This window comes from Streptomyces sp. JH34, assembly GCF_029428875.1.
Classification (GTDB): Bacteria; Actinomycetota; Actinomycetes; order Streptomycetales; family Streptomycetaceae; genus Streptomyces.
The window spans coordinates 5,788,294-5,805,935 of sequence record NZ_JAJSOO010000001.1 but is presented as its reverse complement, the minus strand read 5'-3'; the positions used below and the strand labels follow the sequence as shown (position 1 = coordinate 5,805,935).

Below are 17,642 nucleotides of genomic sequence, written 5' to 3'. Positions count from 1 at the left end.
GCGGCAGCCGGGCCCCGCACCGCCCGCCGGGGCGCGGCCCACTCCTCGCGCACACAAGCGGAACCCGCCCACGCGATTGGGGTCACCGTGTCGCCCTGCCCAGTTCATCTTCCGTTCATCCAGGTTGCTTACGTTCCCCGTGCCAATGACGTCGAACGATTGCCTGGGTAAATGGAACACATCACGCTGCTGCTTGCGATTGTGGTCGTGACAGCTCTCGTGTTCGATTTCACGAACGGTTTCCACGACACCGCCAACGCGATGGCGACCACCATCTCGACCGGCGCTCTCAAGCCCAAGACAGCGGTGGCCATGTCCGCCGTCCTCAACCTCGTCGGCGCGTTCCTGTCGGTGGAGGTCGCCAAGACGATCTCCGGCGGGATCATCAACGAGGACGGCCTCAGAACCGAGGTCATCTTCGCCGCGCTCGTCGGCGCGATCCTGTGGAATCTGCTGACCTGGCTGGTCGGCCTGCCCTCCAGTTCCTCCCACGCACTCTTCGGCGGCCTCATCGGCGCCGCGGTGATGTCGGCCGGCTGGTCCTCGATCGACGGCGGCACCGTCGTCACGAAGGTCCTGCTGCCCGCGATCGCCGCGCCCCTGGTGGCCGGTGTCGCCGCGCTGCTGGCCACGAAGCTGACGTACCGCCTCAACCGGAAGATCACCGACGAGGCCCAGCTCAAGTCGACGGCCAAGGGATACCGCGCCGGCCAGATCGCCTCGGCCGGCCTGGTCTCGCTCGCCCACGGCACCAACGACGCGCAGAAGACCATGGGCATCATCACCCTGGCCCTGGTCACCGGTGGCGTCCTCGCCCCCGGCTCCAACCCTCCGGTCTGGGTCATCGCCTCCGCCGGTATCGCGATCGCCCTGGGCACCTACCTCGGCGGCTGGCGCATCATCCGCACCATGGGCAGCGGCCTCACCGACCTGCGTCCGCCGCAGGGCTTCGCGGCCCAGACGAGCGCGGCCACGGTCATCCTGGCCTCCTCGCACCTCGGCTTCTCCCTGTCGACCACGCAGTCCTGCTCCGGTGCCGTCATGGGCGCGGGCCTCGGACGCAAGGGGGGCGTGGTCCGCTGGTCCACCGCCACCCGGATGTTCGTCGCCTGGGGTCTGACCCTGCCGGCCGCCGGTCTGGTGGGCGCGGGCGCCGAGTTCCTGACCAAGCAGGGCCCCTGGGGCGTCGCTGTGGTCGCCGTCCTGCTCGTCGCGGGGTCCGGCGCCATCTGGCTGCTGTCGCGCCGCAAGCCGGTCGACCACACCAACGTGAACGCGGACGGGGGCGAGCCCGCGGGCGTCGTCACGACGGCCATGGCGGCCGTCAGCCCGCCGCCCGTCGGCGTGGCCGTCCCGGACCTCAAGACCACCATCCACGCCCCGGCGTCCGAGACCCCGGCCGACCGGCCGGCCACGGTGTAAGGACAGATCCGTATGAACATCGACTGGGCAGCTCTCGCGTCCGTCTTCGGCGTCAGCCTCGTGATCACCGTCGCGCTGGTCGGCCTCTTCACCCTCGGCGTCACGGGCCTCGCCAGGCAGACGGCGACGGCACAGGGCGGCGGTGGTGGCATCGTGGCGCGCACCGGCGCGTACGCCTGCTTCGCGCTGTGCGTGGCGGCGGTCGCCTACGGGATCTATCTGATCGTCGCCTGACCCACCGGACGGGCACCCGCGTCGGGCCGGACACACCTCGCGTGTGTCCGGCCCGATGTGCGTCTGAGCACACTGAAGCCTCGCAGGTCAACGGCAGGTTGACGGGCGTTCGCGCAGCGTGATGGACTGCCGGAGCCATTTAGGCCGACCGGCACCCCGTGTGCCGGCCGGTCCTACGGCGACAGAGAGGAAGCCGGTGCGAATCCGGCGCGGTCCCGCCACTGTCACCGGGGAGCAGCCTCCACACGGAAGTCACGGTCCGCCACCGCGGACTGGAAGGCCGGAGGAACTGCCGATCCGGGAGCCAGGAGACTCTCGTCGCCGGTCACGTCGAACCAGGGCGCGGACCCTGAGTGAGGACATACGCCATGTCTGGCTGCCCTGCGTCGGTCACCGCACCACCTTCCGAGAAGGCCCTTCGAGGCACGACGGCCGGCTGAGCGGTGCGAGCCGACCGCGTCTTCGCGTACGGCGCCACCGCCGGGCTGATCGGCGACCTGCTGCTCGGTGACCCCCGGCGGGGCCACCCCGTCGCCGCCTTCGGGCGTGCCGCGGCGGGCGTCGAGAGCCTGCTGTGGCGCGATCACCGCGGCTGGGGTGCCCTGCACACGCTCGTCTGCGCCGGGGGCGCCACGGGCGCCGCCGCGCTGGCCGCCCGTGCCGTGCGCCACCGTCCCGCCGCCGCGGTGGCGCTGACGGCCGCCGCCACCTGGTCCGTCGTCGGGGGCACGTCGCTGGGCCGCGAGGCGCGTGCCGTCGGCGGGGCACTGGCCGCCGGGGACATCGAGCTGGCCCGGGAGCGGCTGCCGCACCTGTGCGGCCGGGACCCCCAGGCACTGGACGGTCCTGGCATCGCCCGCGCGGTGGTGGAGTCCGTCGCCGAGAACACCTCCGACGCCGTCGTGGGGGCCCTGGTGTGGGGGGCGCTCGGCGGAGTGCCGGGGCTGGTCGGCTTCCGTGCCGTCAACACGCTCGACGCGATGGTCGGGCACAAGTCGTCCCGCCACCGGCGCTACGGCTGGGCCTCGGCCCGGCTCGACGACGTCGTCGGCTGGCCCGGGGCCCGGCTGACCGCCGCCCTGGCCGTGGCCGCCGGTGGACGCCCGTGCGAGGCCGTCCGGGCGTGGCGGGCCGACGCGCGCCGGCATCCCAGCCCCAACGCGGGCCCGGTGGAGGCCTCGTTCGCGGGGGCGCTCGGCGTACGGCTCGGCGGGACCCTCGCGTACGGCGGGCGGGTGGAGCACCGGCCGGTGCTCAACGGCGGGGCCGGCCGGGACGTGCGGGTCACGGACATCGAACGGGCGGTGCGGCTGTCGCGCCGGGTGAGTGTGCTGGCCCTCGCCGTGTGCGCGGCGGGGCGGCTGGCCAGGGGACGGAGAGCCACATGAGCGGCGGGTTGCTGGTCGCGGGTACCACGTCGGACGCGGGCAAGAGCGTGGTCACCGCGGGGATCTGCCGGTGGCTGGTGCGCCGGGGGGTGAAGGTCGCGCCGTTCAAGGCGCAGAACATGTCGCTGAACTCGTTCGTGACCCGGGAGGGGGCGGAGATCGGCCGGGCGCAGGCGATGCAGGCGCAGGCCGCCCGGGTGGAGCCGTCTGCCCTGATGAACCCGGTGCTGCTCAAGCCCGGTGGCGACCGCTCCAGCCAGGTCGTCCTGATGGGGAAGCCGGTCGGCGAGATGAGTGCGCGCGGCTACCACGGGGGGCGCCAGGAGGCGCTGCTGGGGACGGTCACGGACTGTCTGGAGCAGCTGCGGGGGACCTATGACGCGGTGATCTGCGAGGGCGCGGGCAGTCCGGCCGAGATCAATCTGCGGCGTACGGACATCGTGAACATGGGCATCGCGCGGGCCGCGCGCTTCCCGGTGCTGGTGGTCGGCGACATCGACCGGGGCGGGGTGTTCGCCTCGTTCTTCGGCACGACGGCGCTGCTGAGCCCGGAGGACCAGGCGCTGATCGCCGGGTACCTCGTCAACAAGTTCCGTGGTGACGTGTCGCTCCTGGAACCCGGTCTCGACATGCTGCTGGGGCTCACGGGCCGGCGGACGTACGGGGTGCTGCCGTACGCCCACGGTCTGGGCATCGACGAGGAGGACGGGCTGCGGGTGTCGATGCGCGGCGCCGTGCGGGAGTCGGTCGTCGCGCCGCCGCACGGCGAGGACGTCCTGCGGGTCGCGGTGTGCGCGGTGCCGCTGATGTCGAACTTCACCGACGTGGACGCGCTGGCGGCCGAGCCGGGTGTGGTGGTGCGGTTCGTGGACCGCGCGGAGGAGCTCGTCGACGCGGATCTGGTGATCGTGCCGGGGACGCGGGGCACCGTGAAGGCGCTGGCGTGGCTGCGGGAGCGCGGTCTGGCGGACGCCCTGCTGCGGCGGGCCGCCGAGGGGCGGCCGGTGCTGGGGATCTGCGGCGGGTTCCAGGTACTGGGCGAGCGCGTCGAGGACGACGTGGAGTCGCGGGCCGGGCTCGTCGAGGGCCTCGGGCTGCTGCCGGTGCGGGTCCGTTTCGGCCGCGAGAAGGTCCTGGCCCGGCCGGTCGGAGAGGCTCTCGGGGAGCCGGTGGAGGGGTACGAGATCCATCACGGGGTCGCCGAGGTGGGCGGCGGCGAGCCGTTCCTCGACGGCTGCCGGGTGGGCGCGGTGTGGGGGACGCACTGGCACGGGTCGCTGGAGAGCGACGCCTTCCGGCGGGCGTTCCTGACCGAGGTCGCGCGGGCCGCCGGGCGCCGGTTCACCCCGGCGCCGGACACGAGCTTCGGGGCCCTGCGGGAGGAACAGCTCGACCGGCTCGGGGACCTGATCGAGGAACACGCCGACACGGACGCGTTGTGGCGGCTGATCGAGACCGGCGCGCCGGAGGGGCTCCCGTTCCTCGCACCGGGCGCGCCGCCCATGCCCGGCCTCGCCCCTGGAGCGCCCGAGGAGCCCGGGAGACCCGCTCCGGACGGGCCGGGGCTCGCCGGGGCCGGACGTGAGAGTGCAGATGTGACCGTTACAGAGGAGGCTCCGTGAGTACGCCGTATCCCTTCACCGCCATCGTCGGGCAGGACGATCTGCGGCTCGGGCTGCTGCTCAACGCCGTCAGTCCCGCCGTGGGCGGGGTCCTTGTCCGGGGTGAGAAGGGCACCGCGAAGTCCACCGCGGTGCGGGCGCTGGCCGCCCTCATGCCCGAGGTCGCGGTCGTGGCGGGGTGCCGTTTCTCGTGCGACCCGGGGGCGCCCGACCCGGCGTGTCCCGACGGCCCCCATGACGCGGGGGCGGGCGTGTCGCGCGCGGCGCGGACCGTGGAGCTTCCGGTCGGCGCGTCGGAGGACCGGCTGGTGGGTGCGCTGGACATCGAGCGGGCCCTCTCGGAGGGCGTGAAGGCCTTCGAGCCGGGGCTCCTCGCCGACGCCCATCGCGGGATCCTGTATGTCGACGAGGTCAATCTGCTTCATGACCACCTGGTGGACCTGCTGCTCGATGCCTCAGCCATGGGTGCCTCGTACGTCGAGCGGGAGGGTGTCTCGGTCCGCCACGCGGCCCGGTTCCTGCTGGTCGGAACGATGAACCCGGAGGAGGGCGAACTCCGGCCGCAGTTGCTGGACCGCTTCGGGCTGACCGTCGAGGTGGCCGCCTCGCGGGAGACCGACCTGCGGGTGGAGGTCGTGCGGCGGAGGCTCGCGTACGACGACGATCCGGCCGGGTTCGCGGCACGGTGGGCGGACGAGGAGACGGCGCTGCGTGAGCGTATCGTCGCCGCGCGCGCCCTGCTCCCCCGTGTGGTGCTCGGTGACGGCGTGTTGCGGCAGATCGCGGCGACCTGTGCGGCGTTCGAGGTCGACGGGATGCGCGCCGACATCGTCATGGCGCGGACCGCGACGGCGCTCGCGGCGTGGGCGGGGCGCGAGGAGGTCGTCGCGGACGACGTGCGGCAGGCCGCGCTCCTGGCACTCCCCCACCGGCGCAGGCGCAATCCGTTCGACGCGCCCGGGCTGGACGAGGACAAGCTGGACGAGGCCCTCCAGGATGCCGCGGACGAGCGAGGCGGCGACGACGATCCCGGCCCCGACGGGCCCGGCGGCGGGGTGCCCCCGCAGGGCGACGGGCCCGAGAGCGACGGCGGCGGCCCGGATGGGGGCGGCGCCGACGACGGAAGTACAGATGACCCAGGCGCCGACGGGCCCGGCCGGGAGGACACCGGGAGCGGGGACGCGCCCGCGCCGGGCGGCGGCGGTGAGCAGCGGCCCGTGCGGGCCGGCGAACCGTTCCGGACGAAGACGCTCAACGTGCCGGGTCTGGGCGAGGGCGCGGCGGGGCGGCGGTCCAAGGCACGCACCGAGCACGGCCGGACCACCGGTTCACGGCGGCCCGAGGGGGCGCTGACGAAGCTGCACCTGGCGGCGACCGTGCAGGCGGCGGCGCCGCACCAGCGGGCACGCGGGCGGTCGGGCCGGGGTCTCGTCGTACGGCGTGACGATCTGCGGCAGGCGACGCGGGAGGGGCGCGAGGGCAATCTCGTGCTGTTCGTGGTGGACGCCTCCGGGTCGATGGCGGCCCGGCAGCGCATGAGCGCGGTGAAGGGGGCGGTGATGTCGCTGCTGCTGGACGCGTACCAGCGCAGGGACAAGGTCGGTCTGGTCACCTTCCGGGGGAAGGAAGCCGGGGTGGCGCTGCCCCCGACCTCGTCGGTGGACGCGGCCGCCGCCCGGCTGGAGTCGCTCCCGACAGGCGGGCGCACCCCGCTGGCCGCCGGACTGCTGAAGGCGCACGACGTACTGCGGGTGGAGCGGATGCGTGATCCGTCGCGACGGGCGCTGCTCGTCGTGGTGACGGACGGCCGGGCGACCGGGGGCGTGGATCCGGTGGCGCTGGCGGGGCGCGCCGGGCGGCTGCACGCCTCGGAGGGCACCGCGTCGGTCGTCGTGGACTGCGAGTCGGGGTTCGTGCGCCTCGGCCTCGCCGCACAGCTCGCCCGGGATCTGGGAGGCAGCGCGGTCACGCTCGACGAGCTGCGGGCCGACTCGATCGCCGGGCTGGTCAAGGACATCACTGCTGCCGGGAGGGCCGCGTAATGCCACAGGGACAGCCTGTATCGGTACCGGACGACGGGCTGACGACGCGTCAGCGCCGCAATCGTCCACTGCTGTTCGTCCACACGGGCGTCGGCAAGGGCAAGTCGACGGCGGCCTTCGGGCTGGCCCTGCGGGCCTGGAACCAGGGCTGGCCGATCGGGGTTTTCCAGTTCGTGAAGTCGGCGAAGTGGAAGGTCGGCGAGGAGAACGCGCTGAAGGTGCTCGGCGCGAGCGGCGAGGGCGGCAGCGTCGACTGGCACAAGATGGGCGAGGGCTGGTCGTGGGTCCAGAGGGGCATCCACGGTGACAACTCCGACAACGAGGAGAAGGCCCGCGAGGGGTGGGAGCAGGTCAAGCGTGACCTGGCCGCCGAGACGTACAAGCTGTACGTGCTCGACGAGTTCGCCTATCCGATGCACTGGGGCTGGATCGACACCGACGAGGTCGTCGAGGTGATGCGCGGCCGTCCGGGGACGCAGCACGTGGTGATCACGGGGCGGAACGCACCGCAGAAACTGATCGAGGCCGCCGACCTGGTGACGGACATGTCCAAGGTCAAGCACCCGATGGACGCCGGTCAGAAGGGCCAGAGAGGCATCGAGTGGTGAGTGTTCCTCGTCTGGTCATAGCCGCACCCGCTTCGGGCAGCGGCAAGACCACGGTCGCCACGGGCCTGATGGCGGCCTTCTCGGAGCGTGGCCTCGCGGTGTCCCCGCACAAGGTGGGGCCGGACTACATCGACCCGGGTTACCACGCGCTGGCCACCGGCCGGCCGGGGCGCAACCTCGACGCCTACATGTGCGGGCCCGATCTGGTCGCCCCGCTGTTCGCGCACGGGGCGAGCGGCTGCGACCTGGCCGTCGTCGAGGGCGTGATGGGGCTGTACGACGGGGCGTCGGGGCAGGGCGAACTGGCCTCGACCGCCCAGGTGTCCAAGCTGCTGCGGGCGCCCGTCGTCCTGGTCGTGGACGCGTCCTCGCAGTCGCGGTCGGTCGCGGCGCTCGTGCACGGCTTCGCCTCCTGGGACCCGGAGGTGCGGATCGGCGGCGTGATCCTGAACAAGGTGGCCTCCGACCGTCACGAGGCGTTGCTTCGGGAGGCGCTCGACGAGTCCGGGCTGCCGGTCCTCGGGGTGCTGCGGCGGGCCCCTCAGGTGGCGACCCCGTCACGTCATCTGGGCCTGGTCCCGGTGGCCGAGCGGCGGACCGACGCCCTCGACGCCGTGCGCGCGATGGGCGACCGTGTCCGCGAGGGCTGTGAGCTGGACGCCCTGATGGCGCTGGCCCGCTCCGCACCGGACCTGCCCGACGAGGCGTGGGAGCCGGAGCGGCATCCGGCACCGGGCACCCGGCCCGTGGTCGCCGTGGCGGGTGGCGCTGCGTTCACCTTCGCCTACGCGGAGCACGCCGAGCTCCTGGCGGCGGCGGGCGCGGAGGTGGTCGTCTTCGATCCGCTCCACGACGAGAAGCTGCCCGCGGGCACGGCGGGGCTCGTCATAGGCGGCGGCTTCCCGGAGATGTACGCCCCCGAACTGTCGGCCAACGAGCCGATGCGCGGGGCGGTGACCGGTCTCGCGCTGTCCGGTGCCCCGGTGGCGGCGGAGTGCGCCGGGCTGCTCTATCTGGCCCGTGAGCTGGACGGCCGCCCGATGTGCGGGGTGCTGGACGCCTCGGCACGGATGTCCGAGCGGCTGACCCTCGGCTACCGGCAGGCGGTGGCGGTCTCCGACAGCGTGCTGGCGGTTGCCGGGACGCGGCTGCGCGGGCACGAGTTCCACCGGACGGTGCTGGAGCCCGGGGCCGGACCGACGCCGGCCTGGGGTCTGCACCAGCCCGAGCGGCGGGTGGAGGGCTTCGTGCAGGGGGGCGTGCACGCGAGTTACCTGCATACGCACTGGGCGGCGGCGCCCGGGGTCGCGCGGCGTTTCGTGGAGCAGTGCCGGGGGTGACGCCGTTCCGTTCCGGTGGAGCGGCGCCGGGCGTGGCGTCACTCCGCGACGCCGACCACCAGCCAGATGAAGCCCACTCCCGCGACCGTGCACAGCAGCGTGGAGCGGGCCGGGTGGTCGTGGTGCGCCTCGGGAAGGATCTCGGCCGCGGCGAGGTAGAGGAGCGCCCCGCCGAAGAAGCCGAGATAGCAGCCGAGCAGTTCCTCCGGAAGGGTGAACAGCAGGGTGGTCGCAGCGCCCACGATCGGGGCCAGGGCGTCCGCGTACAGCATGAGGAGCGCCTTGCGGCGGGCGTTCCCGTAGAGGCTGGTGATCGTGTACGTGTTGAACCCGTCGGCGAAGTCGTGGGTGATGACGGCGAGCGCGACGGCGGCTCCCATGCCTCCGCCGACCTGGAACGCGGCGCCGAGGGCCACGCCGTCCATCAGGCTGTGGCCCACCATCGCGGCCGCCGCCGTCAGCCCGACCTGCGGGACACGTTCCTCGCCCGCCCCGTGCGCCGCCTGGCGCACGGCCAGCGAACGTTCGACGAGATGCGCCGTCAGGAAGCCGCCCACGAACAGCAGCAGGGCGGCGGGGACGCCGAAGACCAGGCCGCCCGCGGCCTCCACCGCCTCGGGCAGCAGGTCGAGACCCACGACGCCCAGCATCAGTCCGCCGGCGAAGCCGAGCACGAGGTGACGGCGGTCGCTGACGCGCTGCGCGACCCAGCCGCCCGCCAGGGTCATCAGGAACGCGCCGAGCGCGACGAATACCGCCATGCGCCCTTGCTAGCGGATCGACCCCGCTCCCCGCACCTCAGGACGCCCTTACCGGTCCTTCTCCGCGTCCCCCGTCCGTCCCCCGTCCGTCCCCCGTCCGTGGCCCGCTTCCCCGTCCCCGAGAGGACTGCTCCCCATGACCCGAGCCGAGCTCGTCGTCGGCGTCGGCGCCCGTCACGGCGTCCCGGCCGAGGAGGTGCTCCGGCTCATCCGCACGACCCTTCAGGAGGCCGGGGCGGCGGCCGGCGACGTGGTCGAACTGGCGACGCTCGACGCCCGGGCCGACGAGCCGGGGATCACCGGTGCGGCGGAGCGCCTGGGGGTGCCCGTCCGGTCCTACCCGGCGGAGGCGCTGGCGAAGGTCTCCGTGCCCCATCCTTCGTCGGTTTCCCTCACCGCTGTGGCCACCGGGTCGGTCGCGGAGGCGGCCGCGTCGATGGGCGGCTGTGAACTGCTGGTTCCCAAGCGGAAGTCGGCGTCGGCGACCTGTGCGGTGGCGCGCCGAAGACCCCCGGCCGTCACCCGGGCATCGACGAATGGCGCCGAGCCGTTCACCATGGCTGCCATGCTGCCCCCCACGAAGCACATCGAGAGCGCCGGGCCCGATCTGCGGCACCACGGCGACGCGGAAGTACGCGGCCTGGATCTGACCGACCTCGCCGTCAACGTACGGACCGGCACACCCCCGGAGTGGCTGCGCAGGCGGATAGTGGCGTCGCTCGGTTCGCTGGCGGCCTATCCGGACGGGCGGCCGGCGCGGACGGCGGTCGCCGGACGGCACGGTCTGCCCGAGGAGAGGGTCCTGCTCACGGCGGGTGCGGCCGAGGCGTTCGTGCTGATCGCGCGGGCTCTGCCGGCCGCCCGGCCGGTCGTCGTGCACCCGCAGTTCACCGAGCCGGAGGCCGCTCTGCGTGCCGCGGGCCACGAGGTGGGCCGTGTTCTGCTGCGCCCGGAGGACGGCTTCCGGCTGAATCCGGCGGCGGTGCCCGAGGACGCGGATCTGGTGGTGGTCGGCAATCCGACCAACCCGACGTCCGTGCTCCATCCGGCGGACGTGCTGGAGCAACTGGCGCGGCCCGGGAGAACGCTGGTGGTCGACGAGGCGTTCATGGACGCCGTGCCGGGCGAGCGCGAGGCTCTCTGCGCACGCCAGGACGTCCCCGGGCTCGTCGTCCTGCGCAGCCTGACCAAGACCTGGGGTCTCGCGGGCCTGCGGATCGGCTATGTGCTCGCCGATCCGGCGACGATCGGCCTGCTCCAGGAGGCGCAGCCGCTGTGGCCGGTCTCCTCCCCCGCCCTGGCCGCGGCGGAGGCGTGCATGGAACCACGCGCGCTGGTCGAGGCGGCGGACGCCGCGGACCGGATCGCGGTGGACCGCGCGCATCTGCTGGCCGGGCTCGCGGAGTTCAGTGAGTTGCGGGTGGTGGAGCCGGCCGCCGGGCCGTTCGTGCTGCTGCGGCTGGAGCGCGCGGACGAGGTGCGGGAGCTGCTGCGCGCACGCGGGTTCGCGGCGCGGCGCGGGGACACCTTCCCCGGGCTGGGCAGCGAGTGGCTGCGGATCGCCGTACGCGACCGCGTGACGACCAACCGGTTCCTGCAGGCACTGGACCTGGCCCTGCAGGGGCTGCCGCGGAGAGCCGTCGGCTGACGGCTCCCCGGGTCGGGAGAGCGGTGTTCCGCCGCGCGGGCACCGCTCTCCGAGGGAGGGTCAGCCGTGGCGACGTCGGCCTTCAGTACGTGGACGGGGCGGCCCTTCTCGACTCCGTCGAGCTTCACGCCGAGCGCCGTCCTCGCCGGCGCGTGCACCTTGTTGAGCGTGGCCGTGAGCGGCACCTGGACCGACTTGTTCAGGAGGGAGACGTCGAGTCCGGCGCGGAGCACGACCGTGCTCGCCTTTCCGTGGCCCCCGGCCGGGGTGGCCGGCGTCGTCGCGGTGGCTGCCTGCGCGGGGACGGCGACGAGCAGGGCGACGGGAGCGGCGGCGAGCGCCAGGACGGCCGGACGGAAGGTGTTGCTGTTCGAGCGCCCGTCGGCCGCTCCGGGCCGCGCGCAGAGGTGCTTCAACGACAGCCGTGCCCCGAAGTCACCGCCGGTCAACACAGCACCCCTCCGGGGGTCAACGAAAGTCAGCCCATCACCCGCCCATTGAGCACCACCGCCCGAGGGGACGCCAGCGCCCTCACGTCCGCCCTCGGGTCCTCGTCGTACACCACGAGGTCCGCCGGGGCCCCCTCCTCCAGCACCGGCCTGCCGAGCCACCGCCGTGCGCCCCAGGCCGTCGCGGAGAGCGCGTCGCGGGCGGGGATGCCCGCCTTCACCAGTTCGGCGACCTCGTCGGCGATCAGGCCGTGCGCCAGCGATCCTCCCGCGTCCGTGCCGGTGAAGACCGGGATCCCTGCGTCGTAGGCCGCGCGCACCGTGTCGTACCGGCGCTCGTGGAGCCGTCGCATGTGGGCGGACCAGCGGGGGAACTTGGCCTCGCCGCCCGCCGCGAGGGCGGGGAAGGTGGCGATGTTGACCAGGGTCGGGACGATCGCCACGCCACGCTCCGCGAAGAGCGGGATGGTGTCCTCGGTCAGCCCCGTCGCGTGTTCGACGCAGTCGATCCCGGCCTCCACCAGGTCCCGCAGCGAGTCCTCGGCAAAGCAGTGCGCGGTGACCCGGGCCCCGAGCCGGTGCGCCTCGGCGATCGCGGCCTCGACCTCACCGCGCGGCCAGCAGGCGGTGAGGTCCCCGGCGTCGCGGTCGATCCAGTCACCCACCAGCTTCACCCAGCCGTCGCCGCGCCGTGCCTCCCGCGCGACGTAGGCGACGAGGTCGCCGGGCTCGATCTCATGGGCGAAGTTGCGGATGTAGCGACGGGTCCTGGCGATGTGCCGCCCCGCCCTGATGATCTTCGGCAGGTCCTCTCGCTCGTCCACCCACCGGGTGTCGGAGGGCGATCCGGCGTCCCGGATGAGCAGCGTGCCCGCTTCCCGGTCGGTGAGGGCCTGCTTCTCACTGGTCGCGGCGTCCACGGGCCCCTGGTGGTCGAGGCCGACATGGCAGTGCGCGTCGACGAGACCGGGCAGTACCCAGCCGGTGAGCGTCACGGCGTCGTCCGCGTGAGGCGGCCTCTCGTAGGTGATCCGCCCGCCCACCGCCCAGAGTCCGTCCCTGGCCTCGTCGGGGCCGACGAGCACCCGCCCCTTGATCCGCAGCACCGGCGCCGCCTCGTGATCGCTCATGGACAGCACTGTACGAGGCGGTCCTCCTGGGGGTCCGGGAGGTGCTGGGTACCCTCGACGCAGGCGCTGACCGCGCACCGGCCGACCCGAAGAGAGCACCACCGTGACGCACCCATTCCTCGACCTCGCCCCGCTCACCGCCGCGCGTTTCGCAGCGATCGAGCGGCGGGTGGCCGGCCTCCTCGCCACCGAGCAGGACGTCGTCATCATGCAGGGCGAGGCACTGCTGCCCCTCGAAGGCTGCATCCGGGGCGGCGCCCGGCCAGGTTCGACCGCGCTGAACATCGTGACCGGACCGTACGGACAGACCTTCGGCGACTGGCTGCGTGACTGCGGTGCCGAGGTCGTCGACCTCTCGGTGCCGTTCCACTCGGCGGTCACCGCCGAGCAGGTCGAGCGCGCGCTGGCCGAGCACCCGGAGATCGACTTCGTGTCGCTGGTGCACGCCGAGGCGGCGACCGGCAACACCAATCCGGTCGCCGAGATCGGCGAGGCGGTCCGGGCGCACGGCGCGCTGTTCATGGTGGACGCCGTCGCGTCGGTCGGCGCGGAGCCGCTGCTGCCGGACGCCTGGGGGGTGGACCTGTGCGTCATCGGCGCGCAGAAGGCCATGGGCGGCCCGGCCGGGGTGTCCATGGTGTCGGTGAGCCCGCGGGCCTGGGAGCGGATGGAGGACAACCCGCGGGCCCCGCGTCGGTCCTACCTCTCGCTGCTGGACTGGAAGGCCCGCTGGATCGACGGGGGCCGCAGGGCGCTGCCGCACGCTCCCGCCCAGCTGGAGATGCTGGCGCTCGACGCGTGTCTGGAGCGGATCGAGGCGGACGGCCTGGACACGGTCATGGCGCGGCACGCCTCGGCAGCCGCCGCGACCCGCGCGGGTGCCACGGCGCTCGGCGGGGGGCTGGAGCCGTACGTCCACGACGCCCGTGACGCGGCGCCGGTCGCCACGACGCTGCGCACCCCGGCGGGTGTCGACGCCTCGGAGCTGGTCGCGCACGCCTTGGCGGCGGACCCGTCGCTGCCGCTGATCGCAGGAGGCGGGCCGCTCTCCAAGGAGATGATCCGCGTCAACCACTACGGCGTGGACGCGTCCCGGGAGGCGGTGCTGTCCTCGCTGGACGCCCTGGGCTCCGCGCTGACGGCCGCGGGCCGGACGCCCGACCACGATGCTGCCCGCGCAGCCGTGGCGGAAACCTGGCCGAACAGCTGAATTGAATTCGACAGCCGCCGCACTGACGACAGCTGCGCCGATTTAATAGGCACATAAAGGGGAGCTGCTTTACCGGAAGCAGCTCCCCGCATTCTTCTTCCCCGGTTCTCCGGACCTAAACGCCACCCTTCCGGCTTGCCTGATCCACGCAATCCGAACGGGTGTCACGAGAGTTACAGCGATGTGACCGAACCCACACCGGGGCCGTTATGACCGATTAATTCCGGACAAATTTACCCGAATCGCCGCCCCTCCGAGGCGAGTCCGCGCTCGCGTGATAACACAGCGCGCCTCTCCACCCAACCCCTTGCGGCGATGCAATTTTGATTTTTGCTGGGTAAATTCAATTCGCATGACCGCCGCACCAGCAGATTTTGCACGTGCCCGAAGCGAATTCCTCAGAATCGACACCCCGCGAGTGGAGGACGGAGCCGCGCTCTGGCGCATCGCCCGCGACTCCGAGGTCCTCGACCTCAACTCCTCGTACAGCTACCTGCTGTGGTGTCGTGACTTCGCGGCGACCTCCGTGGTCGCCCGCGACGAGAACGGCGACCCGATCGCCTTCGTGACCGGATACATCCGCCCCGACCGTCCCGAGACGCTCGTCGTCTGGCAGGTGGCCGTCGACCAGGCCCACCGCGGGAAGGGACTGGCGGCCACGCTGCTGGACGCGTTGACCACGCGGGTCGCCTCCGACCAGGGCCTGACATCGGTCGAGACGACCATCACCCCGGACAACACCGCCTCCGACCGGCTGTTCACGTCCTTCGCCCAGCGGCACGACGTGCCGCTGGAGCACGAGGTGCTCTTCGACGGGGATCTGTTCCCCGAGGGGACGCACCTGCCGGAGGTCCTGTACCGCATCGGCCCCTTCTAGGACCTCCCAGCGCCCCTCCGCGCCCCGCCCGGGCGCGGTTCTCCCGGGCATGCCTGACCCGCCGCCCGTCACAACCCCCCTCGAGCAGGAGATCAGCTGTGACCATCACCCCGCCCGCCCTGAGTGTCTTCGAGAGTCTTGAGTCGGAAGTACGCAGCTACTGCCGCAGCTGGCCCGCGGTCTTCGACCGTGCGCAGGGTGCCCGGCTCACGGACGAGGACGGCCATTCGTACCTGGACTTCTTCGCCGGTGCCGGTTCGCTGAACTACGGCCACAACAACCCGGTGCTGAAACGCGCGTTGATCGACTACATCGAGCGTGACGGCATCACCCACGGCCTGGACATGGCCACGACGGCGAAGCGGGCGTTCCTGGAGACGTTCGAGAACGTCATCCTGCGTCCGCGTGACCTGCCGTACAAGGTGATGTTCCCGGGCCCGACGGGTACGAACGCGGTGGAGTCGGCGCTGAAGCTGGCGCGCAAGGTCAAGGGCCGTGAGTCGGTGGTCTCCTTCACCAACGCGTTCCACGGGATGTCGCTGGGTTCGCTCGCGGTGACCGGTAACGCGTTCAAGCGGGCCGGTGCCGGTATCCCGCTGGTGCACGGCACCCCGATGCCGTTCGACAACTACTTCGACGGTCAGGTCCCCGACTTCCTGTGGTTCGAGCGGCTGCTGGAGGACCAGGGGTCGGGGCTGAACAAGCCGGCCGCGGTGATCGTGGAGACGGTCCAGGGTGAGGGCGGCATCAACGTCGCCCGCGCCGAGTGGCTGCGCGCGCTGCAGGAGCTGTGCCACCGCCAGGACATGCTCCTGATCGTCGACGACATCCAGATGGGCTGTGGCCGGACCGGCGGGTTCTTCTCGTTCGAGGAGGCCGGCATCGTCCCGGACATCGTGACCCTGTCGAAGTCGATCAGTGGGTACGGTCTGCCGATGTCGCTGTGCCTGTTCAAGGGTGAGCTGGACGTGTGGGAGCCCGGGGAGCACAACGGCACCTTCCGCGGCAACAACCCGGCCTTCGTCACCGCCGCCGCCACGCTGGACGCCTACTGGGCCGACGGCCAGATGGAGAAGCAGACCCTGGCCCGCGGCGAACAGGTCGAACAGACACTGCTGGCCATCTGCGCCGAGGAGGAGACCGCGCACTTCCGCGGCCGCGGCCTGGTCTGGGGCCTGGAGTTCACCGACCCCGAGCGCGCGTCCGCCGTCTGCAAGCGCGCCTTCGAGCTGGGACTGCTGCTGGAGACCTCCGGCCCGCAGTCCGAGGTCGTGAAGCTGCTCCCGCCGCTGACCGTCACCCCCGAAGAGCTGGACGAGGGCCTGCGCACGCTGGCCCGGTCCGTCCGCGAGACCGCCTGAGCGGGGGCAACACCCCCGCACAGGCACAACTGAGCAGGACACAGAAGAGAAAGGCACCACCCCACCGTGATCGTCCGATCTTTCAGTGACATCGAGAACACCGACCGGCACATCAAGTCCGCTTCAGGTACCTGGGAGAGCAAGCGCATCGTGCTCGCCAAGGAGAAGGTGGGCTTCTCGCTCCACGAGACCGTGCTGTACGCGGGCACGGAGACGTCGATGTGGTACGCCAACCACATCGAGGCCGTTCTGTGCACCGAGGGCGAGGCCGAGCTCACCAACGACGAGACCGGCGAGAAGCACTGGATCTCCCCCGGCACGATGTACCTGCTGAACGGGCACGAGCACCACACGCTGCGCCCGAAGACCGACTTCCGCTGCGTGTGCGTGTTCAATCCTCCCGTCACCGGACGGGAGGACCACGACGAGAACGGTGTATACCCACTGCTGACAGAGGAGGGCTGAACCATGACCACCGATGTACGCGCCGACCTGTACCCCTCGCGCGGCGCCGCCGAGATGACCACTCCCCGCCAGGACCCGGTCATCTGGTCCGCGCCGGGCGCGCCGGGACCGGTCTCCGCGAAGGACCTCCAGGGCTTCGAGCACGACGGCTTCCTCACCGTCGACCAGCTCGTCGCCCCCGATGAGGTGGCCGAGTACCGGGCGGAGCTGGACCGGCTGATCGCCGATCCCGCCGTCCGCGCGGACGAGCGCTCGATCATCGAGCCGAAGTCGCAGAGCGTGCGCTCGGTCTTCGAGGTCCACAAGCTCAGCGAGGTCTTCGCGAAGCTGGTGCGGGACGAGCGTGTGGTGGGCCGCGCCCGCCAGATCCTCGGCTCCGACGTGTACGTCCACCAGTCCCGGATCAACGTCAAGCCCGGCTTCGGAGCCTCCGGCTTCTACTGGCACTCCGACTTCGAGACCTGGCACGCCGAGGACGGCCTGCCGAACATGCGCGCCGTGTCCGTCTCGATCGCCCTGACCGAGAACTTCGACACCAACGGCGGGCTCATGATCATGCCCGGCTCCCACAAGTCGTTCGTCGGCTGCGCGGGCGAGACGCCCAAGGACAACTACAAGAGGTCCTTGCAGATGCAGGACGCCGGCATCCCCTCCGACGAGGTGCTGACCAAGCTCGCCGACCGGCACGGCATCAAGCTCTTCACCGGCAAGGCCGGCTCGGCGACCTGGTTCGACTGCAACGCCATGCACGGCTCCGGGGACAACATCACCCCCTACGCCCGGTCGAACGTCTTCATCGTCTTCAACAGCGTCGACAACACGGCGGAAGAACCCTTCGCGGCCCCCATCCGCCGGCCCGACTTCATCGGCGCCCGCGACTTCACCCCGGTGAAGTAGCACGTACGACGGTCACAAGGGGCGGGACGCACCACGCGTCCCGCCCCTTCCGCGTCCGGTGCACCCGGCACGGGACGGAACGCGGTGCGCGACTTCCAGGTGCGTGCGGAGCCTGACCCGCTCGTCCGTCGCCCCGGACAGGTCGGCCCGTACTCGGGCCGACTTCTCGGAGCGTACGAGACGGTCGC

15 protein-coding genes, 1 pseudogene and 1 riboswitch are annotated in these 17,642 nt (G+C 72.2%); of the genes and pseudogenes, 13 read left to right on the top strand and 3 right to left on the bottom strand.

Annotation, left to right across the window (positions count from 1 at the left end; all coding sequences use genetic code 11):
- Positions 1 to 171: 171 nt before the first annotated feature.
- From LWJ43_RS26020 to LWJ43_RS25990, 7 genes are all read left to right on the top strand, one after another.
- Positions 172 to 1,422, top strand: coding sequence for an inorganic phosphate transporter (locus tag LWJ43_RS26020; RefSeq protein ID WP_277334626.1), 1,251 nt, complete (start codon positions 172 to 174; stop codon positions 1,420 to 1,422).
- Between the two features lie 12 nt (positions 1,423 to 1,434).
- Positions 1,435 to 1,656, top strand: a complete 222-nt coding sequence (locus LWJ43_RS26015) for a hypothetical protein (RefSeq protein ID WP_277334625.1) — start codon at positions 1,435 to 1,437, stop codon at positions 1,654 to 1,656.
- Between the two features lie 186 nt (positions 1,657 to 1,842).
- Positions 1,843 to 1,971, top strand: a riboswitch (cobalamin riboswitch).
- A 128-nt stretch (positions 1,972 to 2,099) separates the two neighbouring features.
- Positions 2,100 to 3,044 (top strand): cobalamin biosynthesis protein, encoded by a 945-nt coding sequence (locus tag LWJ43_RS26010; protein WP_277334624.1) that lies wholly within the window; start codon positions 2,100 to 2,102, stop codon positions 3,042 to 3,044.
- Complete coding sequence (locus tag LWJ43_RS26005) at positions 3,041 to 4,666, top strand: cobyric acid synthase (protein ID WP_277334623.1); 1,626 nt, start codon at positions 3,041 to 3,043, stop codon at positions 4,664 to 4,666. The genes LWJ43_RS26010 and LWJ43_RS26005 overlap by 4 nt, the downstream gene beginning before the upstream one ends.
- Positions 4,663 to 6,708, top strand: a complete 2,046-nt coding sequence (locus tag LWJ43_RS26000) for a putative cobaltochelatase (RefSeq protein WP_277334622.1) — start codon at positions 4,663 to 4,665, stop codon at positions 6,706 to 6,708. Before LWJ43_RS26005 ends, LWJ43_RS26000 begins: the two co-directional genes overlap by 4 nt.
- Positions 6,708 to 7,316: a cob(I)yrinic acid a,c-diamide adenosyltransferase gene (gene cobO / locus LWJ43_RS25995; RefSeq protein ID WP_277334621.1), complete on the top strand. Its 609-nt coding sequence runs from the start codon at positions 6,708 to 6,710 to the stop codon at positions 7,314 to 7,316. The genes LWJ43_RS26000 and cobO overlap by 1 nt, the downstream gene beginning before the upstream one ends.
- Entirely contained in the window at positions 7,310 to 8,656 is a 1,347-nt protein-coding gene (locus LWJ43_RS25990; RefSeq protein WP_277334620.1) for a cobyrinate a,c-diamide synthase, read from the top strand. Before cobO ends, LWJ43_RS25990 begins: the two co-directional genes overlap by 7 nt.
- Positions 8,657 to 8,694: 38 nt before the next feature.
- Here the strand turns inward: LWJ43_RS25990 and LWJ43_RS25985 are convergent, their stop codons facing one another.
- The gene (locus LWJ43_RS25985) at positions 8,695 to 9,417 is read right to left on the bottom strand and encodes a ZIP family metal transporter (RefSeq protein WP_147964332.1); all 723 of its coding nucleotides are present in this window, start codon (positions 9,415 to 9,417) and stop codon (positions 8,695 to 8,697) included.
- Between the two features lie 136 nt (positions 9,418 to 9,553).
- Here LWJ43_RS25985 and cobC point away from each other — a divergent pair, with 136 nt between their 5' ends.
- Entirely contained in the window at positions 9,554 to 11,065 is a 1,512-nt protein-coding gene (cobC, locus tag LWJ43_RS25980) for an Rv2231c family pyridoxal phosphate-dependent protein CobC (RefSeq protein ID WP_277334619.1), read from the top strand.
- A 17-nt stretch (positions 11,066 to 11,082) separates the two neighbouring features.
- Here cobC and LWJ43_RS33125 read toward each other — a convergent pair.
- Both LWJ43_RS33125 and LWJ43_RS25970 read right to left on the bottom strand, forming a co-directional pair.
- Positions 11,083 to 11,481 (bottom strand): annotated as a pseudogene (locus tag LWJ43_RS33125) (hypothetical protein); the annotation flags it as partial.
- Positions 11,482 to 11,543: 62 nt separating this feature from the next.
- On the bottom strand, positions 11,544 to 12,644 hold the full coding sequence (locus tag LWJ43_RS25970; RefSeq protein ID WP_277334618.1) for an amidohydrolase family protein: 1,101 nt from the start codon (positions 12,642 to 12,644) through the stop codon (positions 11,544 to 11,546).
- Between the two features lie 103 nt (positions 12,645 to 12,747).
- Between LWJ43_RS25970 and LWJ43_RS25965 the strand changes: the two genes are divergently transcribed.
- From LWJ43_RS25965 to thpD, 5 genes are all read left to right on the top strand, one after another.
- Positions 12,748 to 13,854 carry a pyridoxal-phosphate-dependent aminotransferase family protein gene (locus LWJ43_RS25965; RefSeq protein WP_277334617.1) on the top strand — a complete coding sequence of 369 codons (1,107 nt, stop codon included), beginning with the start codon at positions 12,748 to 12,750 and terminating at the stop codon, positions 13,852 to 13,854.
- Positions 13,855 to 14,206: 352 nt separating this feature from the next.
- Positions 14,207 to 14,731: a diaminobutyrate acetyltransferase gene (gene ectA, locus LWJ43_RS25960; protein WP_277334616.1), complete on the top strand. Its 525-nt coding sequence runs from the start codon at positions 14,207 to 14,209 to the stop codon at positions 14,729 to 14,731.
- Positions 14,732 to 14,829: 98 nt separating this feature from the next.
- On the top strand, positions 14,830 to 16,092 hold the full coding sequence (ectB, locus tag LWJ43_RS25955; RefSeq protein WP_277334615.1) for a diaminobutyrate--2-oxoglutarate transaminase: 1,263 nt from the start codon (positions 14,830 to 14,832) through the stop codon (positions 16,090 to 16,092).
- Positions 16,093 to 16,158: 66 nt separating this feature from the next.
- Positions 16,159 to 16,557: an ectoine synthase gene (locus LWJ43_RS25950; RefSeq protein WP_099176037.1), complete on the top strand. Its 399-nt coding sequence runs from the start codon at positions 16,159 to 16,161 to the stop codon at positions 16,555 to 16,557.
- Between the two features lie 3 nt (positions 16,558 to 16,560).
- Positions 16,561 to 17,454, top strand: coding sequence for an ectoine hydroxylase (thpD, locus tag LWJ43_RS25945; RefSeq protein WP_277334614.1), 894 nt, complete (start codon positions 16,561 to 16,563; stop codon positions 17,452 to 17,454).
- Positions 17,455 to 17,642: the final 188 nt, after the last annotated feature.

Bases quoted from the DNA above. Each gene is read 5' to 3' on its own strand.
- LWJ43_RS26020 (WP_277334626.1), top strand. From the start codon at position 172: ATGGAACACATCACGCTGCTGCTTGCGATTGTGGTCGTGACAGCTCTC.
- LWJ43_RS26015 (WP_277334625.1), top strand. From the start codon at position 1,435: ATGAACATCGACTGGGCAGCTCTCGCGTCCGTCTTCGGCGTCAGCCTC.
- LWJ43_RS26005 (WP_277334623.1), top strand. From the start codon at position 3,041: ATGAGCGGCGGGTTGCTGGTCGCGGGTACCACGTCGGACGCGGGCAAG.
- cobO (WP_277334621.1), top strand. From the start codon at position 6,708: ATGCCACAGGGACAGCCTGTATCGGTACCGGACGACGGGCTGACGACG.
- LWJ43_RS25985 (WP_147964332.1), bottom strand. From the start codon at position 9,417: ATGGCGGTATTCGTCGCGCTCGGCGCGTTCCTGATGACCCTGGCGGGC.
- cobC (WP_277334619.1), top strand. From the start codon at position 9,554: ATGACCCGAGCCGAGCTCGTCGTCGGCGTCGGCGCCCGTCACGGCGTC.
- LWJ43_RS25970 (WP_277334618.1), bottom strand. From the start codon at position 12,644: ATGAGCGATCACGAGGCGGCGCCGGTGCTGCGGATCAAGGGGCGGGTG.
- ectA (WP_277334616.1), top strand. From the start codon at position 14,207: ATGACCGCCGCACCAGCAGATTTTGCACGTGCCCGAAGCGAATTCCTC.
- thpD (WP_277334614.1), top strand. From the start codon at position 16,561: ATGACCACCGATGTACGCGCCGACCTGTACCCCTCGCGCGGCGCCGCC.